General features: G+C 71.7%; 12 protein-coding genes. 5 read left to right on the forward strand and 7 right to left on the reverse strand.

Annotated elements, in window-relative coordinates; translation table 11 throughout:
- On the reverse strand, window positions 1–430 hold a 430-nt coding region (gene modA, locus D7V93_RS26480), incomplete at its 3' end, for a molybdate ABC transporter substrate-binding protein (RefSeq protein WP_120646056.1).
- A gap of 76 nt (window positions 431–506) precedes the next feature.
- On the opposite strand from modA, the gene D7V93_RS26485 reads away from it, so the two are divergent.
- On the forward strand, window positions 507–1,004 hold the full coding sequence (locus D7V93_RS26485) for a MarR family winged helix-turn-helix transcriptional regulator (RefSeq protein WP_120646045.1): 498 nt from the start codon (window positions 507–509) through the stop codon (window positions 1,002–1,004).
- Between the two features lie 13 nt (window positions 1,005–1,017).
- Here D7V93_RS26485 and D7V93_RS26490 read toward each other — a convergent pair whose 3' ends face one another.
- Window positions 1,018–1,671, reverse strand: coding sequence for a YdcF family protein (locus tag D7V93_RS26490; RefSeq protein ID WP_120646046.1), 654 nt, complete (start codon window positions 1,669–1,671; stop codon window positions 1,018–1,020).
- 211 nt (window positions 1,672–1,882) lie between these two features.
- Between D7V93_RS26490 and D7V93_RS26495 the strand changes: the two genes are divergently transcribed.
- Window positions 1,883–2,440: a hypothetical protein gene (locus D7V93_RS26495; RefSeq protein WP_120646047.1), complete on the forward strand. Its 558-nt coding sequence runs from the start codon at window positions 1,883–1,885 to the stop codon at window positions 2,438–2,440.
- 6 nt (window positions 2,441–2,446) lie between these two features.
- Here D7V93_RS26495 and D7V93_RS26500 read toward each other — a convergent pair whose 3' ends face one another.
- From D7V93_RS26500 to D7V93_RS26510, 3 genes are all read right to left on the reverse strand, one after another.
- Entirely contained in the window at window positions 2,447–3,253 is an 807-nt protein-coding gene (locus tag D7V93_RS26500; RefSeq protein WP_244237521.1) for an endonuclease/exonuclease/phosphatase family protein, read from the reverse strand.
- A 182-nt stretch (window positions 3,254–3,435) separates the two neighbouring features.
- Window positions 3,436–4,059: an MXAN_6652 family MXYO-CTERM-anchored protein gene (locus D7V93_RS26505; protein ID WP_120646049.1), complete on the reverse strand. Its 624-nt coding sequence runs from the start codon at window positions 4,057–4,059 to the stop codon at window positions 3,436–3,438.
- A 121-nt stretch (window positions 4,060–4,180) separates the two neighbouring features.
- Window positions 4,181–4,876 carry a DUF4336 domain-containing protein gene (locus D7V93_RS26510; protein WP_120646050.1) on the reverse strand — a complete coding sequence of 232 codons (696 nt, stop codon included), beginning with the start codon at window positions 4,874–4,876 and terminating at the stop codon, window positions 4,181–4,183.
- 126 nt (window positions 4,877–5,002) lie between these two features.
- Between D7V93_RS26510 and proS the strand changes: the two genes are divergently transcribed.
- Window positions 5,003–6,442 carry a proline--tRNA ligase gene (gene proS, locus D7V93_RS26515; RefSeq protein WP_120646051.1) on the forward strand — a complete coding sequence of 480 codons (1,440 nt, stop codon included), beginning with the start codon at window positions 5,003–5,005 and terminating at the stop codon, window positions 6,440–6,442.
- A 63-nt stretch (window positions 6,443–6,505) separates the two neighbouring features.
- On the opposite strand, the gene D7V93_RS26520 is transcribed toward proS, so the two are convergent.
- Window positions 6,506–7,747: an adenylate/guanylate cyclase domain-containing protein gene (locus tag D7V93_RS26520; protein WP_120646052.1), complete on the reverse strand. Its 1,242-nt coding sequence runs from the start codon at window positions 7,745–7,747 to the stop codon at window positions 6,506–6,508.
- A gap of 70 nt (window positions 7,748–7,817) precedes the next feature.
- Here D7V93_RS26520 and D7V93_RS26525 point away from each other — a divergent pair, with 70 nt between their 5' ends.
- Together D7V93_RS26525 and thpR are read left to right on the forward strand one after the other, a co-directional pair.
- Window positions 7,818–8,342: a metal-dependent hydrolase gene (locus D7V93_RS26525; RefSeq protein WP_120646053.1), complete on the forward strand. Its 525-nt coding sequence runs from the start codon at window positions 7,818–7,820 to the stop codon at window positions 8,340–8,342.
- A 74-nt stretch (window positions 8,343–8,416) separates the two neighbouring features.
- Window positions 8,417–8,986 (forward strand): RNA 2',3'-cyclic phosphodiesterase, encoded by a 570-nt coding sequence (gene thpR / locus D7V93_RS26530; protein ID WP_120646054.1) that lies wholly within the window; start codon window positions 8,417–8,419, stop codon window positions 8,984–8,986.
- On the opposite strand, the gene D7V93_RS26535 is transcribed toward thpR, so the two are convergent.
- Complete coding sequence (locus tag D7V93_RS26535) at window positions 8,969–11,170, reverse strand: PhnD/SsuA/transferrin family substrate-binding protein (protein ID WP_120646055.1); 2,202 nt, start codon at window positions 11,168–11,170, stop codon at window positions 8,969–8,971. The genes thpR and D7V93_RS26535 overlap by 18 nt on opposite strands.
- Between the last annotated feature and the right edge of the window lie 297 nt (window positions 11,171–11,467).

Raw genomic sequence — 11,467 nt, forward strand, 5'->3', positions numbered from 1 at the left:
GCCAGGCCTTCGCGTACACCCCCGCGGGCACCGCCGCCGGCTCCGCCAGCGCCACGCGCCTGAGCCCCTTCAGCCCCGCGGGCCCCACCACCTCCGCGCGCGAAGCCGCCGGGACGATGACCACCAGCCGGTTCGACGCGACCTCCACCCGCGACCCCGCCTGCACGAGCCCCGCGCGCTCCACCGCGTCCAGCTTCGCCTCGTCGGCGGAGAGGAACGCATCTGCTGGGGCACCCGCCACCACCTGACGTGACAGGTCACTCGAAGCCCCGAAGGCGAACCGCACCCGGTGCCCGGTCTCCTGCTGGAACGCGGGAGCCAGCGCCTGCAGCGCCTCCGTGGTGCTCACCGCCGCGAACACCCACACCTCGTCCGCTCGCGCGCTCACCGCCCAGACTGCCGCCAGGAGCCCCAACCAGGAACACCGCATCGCCCGCACCTCTCAAATGACCACGCCTTGAGACTACAAGTTGACCCGACCCCACCTCGCCGCTAATGAATACTCCGTGTCCCGGAATATCCATAAAGAGGAGCATGAAGCGCTCGAGGTGGATGTCGACCGCATGCAACAGCTGATGTTCTCGCTGGGGCGTCGCCGCTCGCTTCGAGACCCCATCGCCAGCACGTGCGAACAACTCCAGTTCACGCCGCCCCAGGTGCACGCGCTCCTGTGGCTGGGCCTGGACGGGACGCTCACCATGGGAGAGCTCGCCAAGCGCTTGGGCGTCACCGAGAAGACCGTCACCGGCGTGGTGGACCGCCTGGAGCGCGAAGGCCACCTGCAGCGCGAGCGCGGCGAGGCCGACCGGCGCATCGTGCGCTGCCGCCTCACCGACAAGGGCCGGCAGACCTTCACCAAGCTCGACCGCTCCATGCACCGCGCCATGGGCGTGGTGCTGGGCATGCTCGACGCCGAGGACCGCCAGGCCCTCTTCCGCGTGATGGAGAAGGTGCTCCTCAAGATGGACGCCCCCGCGACGGAGGCGCCCCCGAAGGGGACCTGAGCGGCGCCGGACGTCAGCCCCCCGCCGGCCCGTCCGCGCCACCACCGGGAGCCCGCGCCAGCAGCAGGCGCGGACGCAGCAGCAGCGCGAACGCCTCGCGCACCGTCCAGTAGCACCGGTCCACCGCGCGCATCCGCCCGGCGATGGGCGCGGGGCTCGTGGCCACCTCCAGCCCCTCGCGCCGGAAGCACTGCCGCGCGCGCAGCAGGTGGTACGGGTCGGAGACCACCACCACGCGCCGCGCCCCACGCTCCCGCAGCACGCGCACGCTGAAGCGTGCGTTGTCCTCCGTGGAGCGGCTCTCCTCTTCCAGCACGCACGCGGACGCGGGCACACCCGCCTCCACCGCCAGCCCGAGCATCACCCGCGCCTCGGACGGCGCCTGCGCCCCCACGCCGCCGGACAAGAGCAGCCAGGGCGCCACGCCCCGGTGATAGAGCGCCGCCGCCTGCTCCACGCGCGCCACCAGCGCCCCGGACGGCACGCCGCCCGGCAGCACCCGCGCGCCCAGCACCACCAGCGCGTCCGCGGAGCCTGCGTCATCGCGCAGCCCGAAGCGGTGCACCCACCACGCCAGCCCGAACACACCGCCCGTCAGCACGCCTGCCGCCACGAGCACGCCCCGGCGCACGCCGCCGGGCCTGGGGAGCAGCGCAAGAGGTCGCACGCCCGGAAACCTAACCCTGGAGACAGAGGCACTGAAGCAGTGTGTCCGCGAGAACAGGTTTCCCATCCCGCCGGATGCGGCCATGCAGACGACCCGATGAATTGTCACGATGCGTATCGCCCGGGAGCCTGGGCGGGGACAGAATAGGGAGTGACCCGGCCCGGTCATCGTCGAACCCGGTTAGCGGCCGGTCAGACGGGGAGACTTTCGGATGGATGTCAAAGGCGTCGCGTTCCTGGCACGGCAGACCATGATGGTGCAGGCCTTCGGCGAGGCGGCGTGGAAGGGCTTCCTGTCGGAGCAGGCGAAGCGGGACCCCGTCTACGCCCAGCCCATCATGCCGGTGACGCGTCTCCCGGCGGAGTCCTTCCTGCGGTTCAACGAGGCGCTCACCCAGCGCTTCTACGCCGGTGACACGAAGGCCTACTGGCAATACGGCATCAAGTCCGCCGAGTACGCGCTCAGCCAGGGCCAGCTCAAGACGATGTTCGGCAAGGACGACTTCCGCCGCTTCGCCCTGTTCACGCCCGGCATCTGGAAGGGCTACTTCACCGAAGGCGAGCTGACCGCGCAGCTCCAGGGCGGCCAGGTCGAGCTGCGCATCACCGGCGTGCCCCGGCCGCACGTCTACTTCGAGCTCGCCGTGATGGGCTTCGCCGCGGGGGGCCTCGCGTACCTGAGCGGCCGCAAGGACATCCACCACGAGGTCCTCAAGGGCTTCAGCAAGGGGGACCTGGAGGTCCTCTACCGCTTCACCCTCCCCACCTGAGCCGCGTCAGGGCGCCGAGGCCGCGGTCGCCGCGGCGGGTGCCACGGGCTTGAGCCGCAGGTCCGCCACCACCGGGTAGTGGTCGGACGCGCCCACGCGCAGCACGCGGCTCGCCACCGGCGTGAACGCGCCGCACGCCATCACGTAGTCGATGCGCAGCGACGGCAGGAACAGCGGCATCGGGTAGGTGCCGGCGCCGTCCGCGTGGGTGACCTTCGCCACGTCCTGGAGCTGGCGGCGCAACAGCCGCACCGGGCGCGAGTCCGGGTCGTCGTTCAAATCCCCCATCAACAGCCGGGGCCGCGGATCCTTCGCCAGCAGGTTCGCGATGAAGACGCTCTGGCGGATGCGCGCGGCGCCGTTGAAGGGCCGGCGGATGAGGTGCGTGGCGTAGACGCTCACCTCGCGCCCGTCCACGTCCAGCACCGCGTGCGCCAGCGTGCGCGGCTCCGCGCCCCGGGGCGTGGGCAGCGGGTACTGCGCCAGCGACGCCAGCGGATGGCGCGACAGGAGCGCGATGCCGTAGCTGCCGCCGTACAGCTGCGTGGTGCCGAAGTGCGCGCGGTACTTCAGGCCGGTGAGCGCCGACAGTCGCTCCACCTGGTCCTCCCCGCGCGCGCGGGTGGAGCCCACGTCCACCTCCTGCAGCGCGACGACGTCCGGCGCCTCGGCGCGGATGACGTCCGCCACCTGCTCCAGGCCGCGCAGCCCGGACTGGATGTTGAAGGTCATCACCCGCAGGGCGCTGGCGTCCCGCGCGGGCCGGGGGGCCTCCGCGACGGGCGTGACGCCCGAGGACAGGGTGGGACGCACCGCGGGACCGGTTGCACAGGCAAGCGGTCCCGCGACGAGCAACAGGGTCAGGAGGGGGCCAGGTCGCATCAAGGGGCGCGATGGTAGGTCGCGCGGCCTCGCGCTGTCGTCCCGCCCCCCGGGGCAAGGCCGGAGGGCAGCCAGGCTGCCCGGAGCCGGAAGCAGCGGCGCTTCGCGGGCGTTCAGACCGCGCGGCGGCGGCGCGCGGCCAGCATCGCCAGCACCGCGCCCATCACCAGCGGCGCGCCGGAGGTGGCGGAGCAGCCACCGCCCTCCTCCTCGGGGGCCACGGGGTCCTTGCCGCCCGTGATGACGACGTCCAGCGTGGCGTTCGCGTGCGCGTCCCCCGTCTCCTTGGTGTCGCCGTTCACGGAGTTGCCCGCCGCGAACACCTTGAGCGTGCCGTTGGTGGCCGGCGCCACCAGCGAGAAGTCGAAGCGCACCGGGGCGCCGCTGGCGAAGGCCTTGGGCAGCGAGTGCGTCAGCTCCCCGTTCACCACCTTCGTGCCCGCGCCCGCGGTCAGCGTCGCGCCGTCCACGCCGCCCGTCGCCACGTTGAGGCCCGCCTTCGCGCCAGGGCCGCCGGTGATGATCAGCGAGTAGCTGCCCGTCTGGCCCGCGGTGAGCGCCGTGGGCCCCTCCAGCGTCACGGTGGGGGTGCTGCCGCCGCCGCCATGGCAGCCGGACGCGGTGCACGACACGCTCTGCTTGCCGCTGCGCCCGCTGATGCCGGTGGAGTTGGCGGACGCGGAGCCCGCGACCAGGCACAGCGCGACGGCACCGACAGAGGGAAGAATCGACCGCATGGAATGAACCTCCTGGAGGGGGAAACCAGGGAAGACGAGGAGGCTCCCCTTCTAGCGCAGTGCGGCGAGGAGTGCAGCAGGCGACACTCCTCCCCTCCACCGGGGCAGGGAGTACCGCGCCCTACAGCCAGGAGAAGGCGTCGTGCAGCGCCTTCTGGCCGCCGCGCTCCAGCACCTCGCCGTGGCACATCACGATGCGCTCCACGTCCCACTTGAACGCGCGCTGGAGGGAGGCGCGCACGGCCTCCTTGTCCTTCATGAGCAGGCGCTCGAGGACCGTGGGCGCCAGCCGTTTCCAGGCGCGGTTGGCCTTGAGGTACAGCTTCAAGGCCCACGACTCCGCGTGCTGGAAGTGGAAGGCCAGGTCGGTGAGGAGCAGCGTGCGGCTGGGCCGGTGGAAGAAGAGGAACTCGTTCACCCGGGGCATGCCGCGCACGTGCATCTGCTCCAGCACCTGCGCCCAGGCGGGGTCGGGCGTGTCGTCCAGCTCCTGGTCGATTCGCAGCGCCGGCTGCTTCGCGCGCAGCCCGGCGGGGGCCACCACCCGGGCGTCGGGGAAGGCCGCGGCCCAGTCCGGCAGGTGCACGTGGTGGAAGAGGTTGGGGGCGACGAGGAAGCGCACCGGGCCCAGCGCCTCCACGGCGGCCCGCCGCTCCGGGGTGAAGGCGACGGGCGAGTGCACCCACAGTCCGCCGTCCGGCAGGCGGATGACCGTCATGCGCCCGCCCAGGTCCATGCCCCCCAGACGGAACGAGGCGTCGAAGACATGGAGGTCGTCGGTGAGCTTCCGGGGGGCCGTGTCAGGGGGCATCGTCATGGAGGGTCTGGCTTCAAGCACGGACTGCATCCGTGGGACGAATCCTGGCACGGTCCGGCGTTGATTTCCGGAACATCCCAGCGTAGGCAACCCCCTCTTTCCATCCCCTAGCAAGGTGCCCAGCACATGGCCGAGAAGCTCACGCCCCGCGAGAAGGGCTTTTCCGAGTGGTACGTCGACCTGATCCAGAAGGCGAAGCTCGCTGACTACTCGGACGTGAAGGGCTGCATGGTCATCCGCCCCAACGGCTACGCGCTGTGGGAGAACATCCAGCGGGTGATGGACAAGATGTTCAAGGACGAGGGCGTGCGTAACGCCTACTTCCCGCTCCTCATCCCGGAGAGCTACCTCAAGAAGGAAGCGGAGCACGTCGAGGGCTTCAACCCCCAGCTCGCCATCGTCACCCACGCGGGTGGCCAGAAGCTGGAGGAGCCCTATGTCATCCGGCCCACGTCGGAGACCATCATCAACCGCAGCTTCTCCAAGTGGATCCAGAGCTACCGGGACCTGCCGCTGCTCTTGAACCAGTGGGCCAACGTGATGCGCTGGGAGATGCGCACGCGCCTGTTCCTGCGCACCACGGAGTTCCTCTGGCAGGAAGGCCACACCTGTCACGAGACGGAGGAGGACGCGGAGAAGCGCACGCTCACCATGCTGGAGGTCTACCGCACGTTCGCGGAGGACTACATGGCGATGCCGGTGCTGCCCGGGCGCAAGACGGAGTCGGAGAAGTTCGCCGGCGCGCTGCGCACGTACAGCATCGAAGCGATGATGCAGGACAAGAAGGCGCTCCAGGCGGGCACCAGCCACAACCTGGGCCAGAACTTCGCCAAGGCCTTCGACACCCAGTTCCAGGGCCGCGACGGCCAGCAGCACTTCGTGTGGCAGACGTCATGGGGCTCGTCCACGCGCCTCATCGGCGGGCTCATCCTCACGCACTCGGATGACGCGGGCCTCATCGTGCCGCCGAAGCTGGCGGCCACGCACGTGGTCATCATCCCCGTGGGCATTGGTGGCAAGGCGCCCGAGGCGGAGAAGGCGCAGGTGCTGGAGAAGTCGCACGCGCTGGCCGCGGACCTGCGCAAGGCGGGCCTGGGCGTGGTGGTGGACGACGACGAAACGAAGACGCCGGGCTTCAAGTACAACGAGCACGAGCTCACCGGCACGTGCGTGCGCATCGAGCTGGGGCCCAAGGACCTGGCGAAGAACTCCTGCGTGATGGTGCGCCGCGACCTGCGCCAGAAGGAGTTCGTCCCGCTGGACGAGGCCGTCACCAAGGTCCAGGCGATGCTGGACCAGATGCAGAAGGACCTCTTCAAGAAGGCGAAGGACTTCCGCGACGCGCACACCTTCGAGGTCAACTCCTTCGAGGAGCTGAAGGCGAAGGCGGACGACGGCTTCCTCCTGGCGCACTGGGATGGCGACGCCAAGACGGAGGCGCGCATCAAGGAGGAGACGGGCCTCACCACCCGCTGCCGCCCCTTCAGCCTCAAGCAGGAGCCGGGCAAGTGCGTGATGACGGGCAACCCGTCGCCGGGCCGCATCGTGTTCTCCAAGGCGTACTGAGCCCAGGCTCGCGCTGACGGACTTCGGGGGCGGGGAGGTGTTCCTCCCGGCCCCCGTTCCTTTTCAGCCCGCGACGGGCAGCGCGCGCTTCCGGGGCAGGAAGGTGGCCACCGGCTCCGGCTTGCCCGCGACGGGCAGCGGGGCCGCGGCCTCGAAGTCGAAGGTGTCCCCGCAGCGCTCGCGCGTGGCGTGGGAGACGAGCACCGGGGCGCCCACCTTCTTCGTGAGCCCCTCGATGCGGCTGGCCAGGTTCACCGCGTCGCCGATGACGGTGTACTCGCGGCGCTGATCGCTGCCCACGGCCCCCACCACCACGCGCCCGGTGTGCACGCCCACGCCGATGTGCAGCACGGCTTCGCCGCGCGCCGCGCGCTCCTGGTTGAGGACGTCCAGCGCCTCCAGCATGGCCAGCGCGCACGACACCGCGGCGGCGGGGTGGCCGGGCTGCTCCAGCGGCGCGCCGAAGTACGCGAGGATGCCGTCGCCCAGGAACTTGTCGAGCGTGCCGCCGTGGCGGAACACCACCTCCACCATGCGCGACAGGTATTCGTTGAGCAGCGCCACCACCTGGGGGCTGTCCATCCGGTCCGACAGCGACGTGAAGCCGCGGATGTCGGAGAACAGCAGCGTCACCTCGCGGTGCTCGCCGGCCTCGCCTTCGGGGCCCTTCTCGGAGATGCGGCGGGCGACCTCCGGGGAGAAGAAGCGGCCCAGCCGTTCTCGCTGCATCTCCTCGCGCACCACGTCCGTCACCAGCCCCAGCACCGTGCGGCTGACGAAGAAGGCCACCGCGGACGCGAGCGCCATCACCAGCACCATGCCGGGCAGGAACTGGGAGGCCGTCAGGCCCGCCTCCAGCGTCAGCAGCGCCGCCGCGCCGATGCCCAGCGCCGTGGCCGCCATGACGACGGCCCGCGACAGCGTCACCATGGACACGACGACCACCAGCACCATGTAGACGCCCATGGTCAGCAGCGCGGCGGGCACGCCGTTGGCGGAGCCCTGGATGGACTGGGATTGGAGGAAGTAGATGAGCGGCATGTCGATGAGCGCCACGCCCAGCGCCGGCCGCCGCAGCAGGTCCGGCACCCGGCGCGCGCCCGCCCACAGCAGGACCGCGAGCAAGATGTAGCCCCCCAGCACCGCGCGCGACACGCGCCAGTCGGCCAGGACGGCCAAGAGCAGCCACGCCACCGTGGCGCCCACGCGCAGCCCGTTGAGCCAGGACCCCACGTCCGCGCGCCAGCCGTCCAGGCGGTGCTGGAGGGTGGACTCGACACGGGAGCGGGAGAGCAGGGGCCGCATGCCGCCGGGACGCTACCCCACGCGTGGGGCCCCTCTCCAGACGCGGGCCGGCTGCGTTAGGGTCCGGCGCATGGCGAGCATCGGGCACGTAGCGGTGGGCATGGCGCTGGGGCGCTTCGAAACGGGGTCCGCCCCCTGGCGGCGTCGGGTGGCCGTGATGGCGTTCCTGTCGCTCCTGGCCCTGCTGCCGGACGCGGACGTGGTGGCGTTCGCGTTGCGCATCCCCTACGCGGCGCCGTGGGGGCACCGCGGTGCGTCGCACTCGTTCGTCTTCGCGGGCGCGGTGGCGCTCGCGGTGGCGGGCCTGGCGCGGTGGAAGGGCGAGTCCGCGTCGCGCTGGGGGCTCCTGACGCTCGCGGCGGTGGGCAGCCATGGCATCCTGGACGCGCTCACCGACGGCGGGCTGGGCGCGGCGCTCTTCTGGCCGTTCTCCGACGCGCGCATCTTCGCCCCGGTGCGGCCGCTGCCGGTGGCGCCCATCGGCGCGGGCATGCTGTCCGCGCGCGGGCTCTATGTGAGCCTCGTGGAGCTGCTCGTCTTCCTGCCCGCGTGGGCCTACGCGCTGTGGCCGGTCCGCCGGCGGCGCACGCCCTGAGCGTCGGCTGGCCTCCGGGCCCCGGAATGGCGAGCCTTGAAGCAGCGAGGCCACAAGCCTGGAGGACCGCCGCGATGCGCCTGTTCACCGCCGTGACGCTGGGAGAGACGCTCACCGCCGAGGTGGAGCGGGGCATCGAGCGCCTGAGGGCCCACGCCCCGGGCTTGAAGTGGGTGCGGCCGGAGGGCGTGCACCTGACGCTGCTGTTCCTGGGGGACGTGGATCCGGCCCGCCTGCCCCTGCTCCAGGCCGCCCTGACGCCCTTGGGACCGCGCCATGCGCCGTTCGTGCTGTCGGTGGCGGGGGGCGGGACGTTCGGCGCGGCCACGCACCCGCGCGTGCTCTGGGCGGACGTGCGTGGGGACACCGCCGCGCTGAAGGCGCTCCAGGCGGACGTGGCCCGGGCCCTGGAGCCGCTGGGCTTCATGTCCGAGCACGCGGAGTACACCGCGCACCTGACGCTGGCCCGGGCGAAGAAGCCGCGCGGGGACGCGGCGCTGCTTGCGTGCGCGAGGGCGCTCGCGACGGAGTCCTGGGGCGAGGGGCGCGTGGACCGGCTGGTGTTGTTCGAGAGCGCGGGCGGCCGCTACACGCCCCGGCTGGAGGTGCCGCTGGAGCGCGCGGAGCTACCCGGCGCGCAATGACTGGGGGTCGGCCACGGGCACGGCGGCGGGCAGCGTGACGGTGAGCAGCGTCCCCCGGCCCTCGCGGCTCTCCGCGCGCAGCGTGCCCCCCAGGTCGGTGACGATGGTGTGGCTCACCGACAGGCCCAGGCCGGTGCTGCTGGGGCGCGCGGTGGCGAACGGCTCGAAGATGCGCGCGAGCAGGTCGGGGTGCAGGCCCTTGCCGGAGTCCTGCACCTCCACCACCACCGCGCCGTCCTCGCTGGTGTAGGCCGCGACGCGCAGCACGTTGCGCGCGACGTCCTGCGGGTCCAGGGCCTGCACGGCGTTGAGCAGCAGGTTCAAGAAGAGCTGGGTGAGGCGCGCCTCGTCCGCGTCCACGGTGGGCACGTCGTGGAAGTCGCGCTCCAGCCGCGCGCGGTGCTGCAGCTCTCCGCGCAGCAGCTTCAGCGCGTTCTCCAGCACGGGCTGCACGGCCACGCGGGCGCGGTGCTCGGGCGGCTTGCGCGACAGGGTGCGCAGGTCCTGCACGATGTGCTTGAGCCGGGTGGCGCCCTCCACCGTCTCGCCCAGGGCCTCCATGATGCCGTCCAGGTCGGGACGCGGCACGGGCACGCCGGTGAGCAGCGGCTGCTTCAGGCGCTCCAATTCCTCGCGCACGTAGGACAGGTTCGCCAGCACGAAGGCCAGCGGGTTGTTCATCTCATGGCCCACCGCCGCCGCGAGCGACCCCAGCGCGGACAGCCGGTCCGCCTGGAACAGCTTCGCCTCCAGTTGCTTGCGCAGCGTCACGTCGCGCACGAACACGCGCAGGCCCGGAGGGTCCCACAGCTGCGTGACGGTGAGCTCCCAGTAGCGGCCGTCCAGGTGCACCGTGGGCGCGGGCTCGCCCGGAGGCATGCCCCGCCAGGCCCAGGTGAGCGCCGCGTGCACCAGCGGATGCGTGGGGCCGCGCTCCACCAGGTCGTGGAACGCGACGTGGGTGGCGGGGTTCGAGTACCGCAGCGCCCCGTCCATGCCCAGCTCCAGCAGCGGCTCCGGGTGCAGGAGCGGGAACGACGCCAGCCGGTACAGCGGATCCTCCAGCGACCGCATCCCGGACACGTCGCGCACCAGCAGGCCCAGGCGCACGCCGTTGTCGCCGAGCGCCGGAGCGCAGGGGGTGACCTCCGCCGCGTAGAACTTCTCCTCGCCGTCCACGGTGAGCCGGTACTCCAGCCGTCCGTCGGAGCCGCCCCGGTTGACCGCGCGGACCAGGGACATGAGGGGCTCGCTCGCCTCGGAGCCCAGGGCCTGGTCCAGCGTGCGCCCTTCCACGTCGCGCACGTCGCGGCCGAAGGCCCGGCCGGACGGGGACCACAGCCTCAGGCAGCGGCCCTGGGTGTCCAGCTCACCCACCACGTACTCGGCGCCCTGCGAGGGGCGCGGGGCGGACACGGGCGCGCCGGGGCCGGGCGAGCGGATGAAGCCCTCCACCCGGAAGGGCCCCATGAGCATCTCCAGGCCCGCGCCGTCGGTGTTCATCCGGGTGAGGACGGAGACCAGCTGCTCGGTGTCCGCTTCCGACAGGCGCCTGGTGAGGATGAGGCCGTCGGCGAGCGTGGAGATGGTGAAGAGGAAGGGGGCGAGCTGCGGCGCGTCCGCGCCCAGGTACGACGTCAGCGTGGCGCGCATGGCGAGCGCGTCGGTGTGGTTGGAGAAGATGGCGGCCACGTCCGACTCGCCGCGCAGCACCGCGTCCAGCGCCTTGCGGTAGGTGCCCAGGAAGCGCTGCTCGGAGAAGAGCTTGTCGGGGCGCAGCCCCAGCGACTCCAGGTGGCGCACGGGCAGCAGGTGTCCGCCGGTGGAGCGCGGCGCCACCCACGCCACGCGCTTGCCCTGGAGCGTCTCCAGGGTGAGGGGCGCGTCCGCGCGGCACACCAGCGCGGAGTGGTAGTGCCAGCTTCCCGAACGCACCGCGCGAAGCACCGCCCGGGCCTGCGGTTCGAAGGCGTTGCACTGCTCGGCGGTGCCCCAGGCCATGTCCACGCGGCCCGCGACGAGCTCCGCCTCCAGCGCCTCATAGGTGGGGGCGATGGTCATGACCACCGGCCGGCCCAGCCGCTCCGACAGGGCCCGCGCGAACAACTCCACGCGGACATGCTCCCGGATCTCCCCCAACGAGGGATAGAGCAGGCAACGGATGGGAGCAGTCGAAGCGATCACGTCGGAAACCTCCTGTTGCCCCCCTCTTCCGGCCGACCCTCTGGGCCCCCGGCTTGCGGATTCATCCAGTCTGCCCGAAAACTTACGCCATTGCACATTATTCCTGAATCACTGAAATGTAGGCCCTCCCCAGCTTTACCACGATTTGACCCTGGGTCGGCAGTGACCAGGGGCTTTGTCCGTGAAAGAAGACGCTGACACGGCATGGCCCCAGGTCTGCACAGTAAGCGGGGGAGCGCAGCCAAGCACTGGAAAGGACAGGCGGATGTCATTGAGAGGCAGGGGGGTGTGGCTGGG

The organism is Corallococcus llansteffanensis, assembly GCF_003612055.1.
Classification (GTDB): Bacteria; Myxococcota; Myxococcia; order Myxococcales; family Myxococcaceae; genus Corallococcus; species Corallococcus llansteffanensis.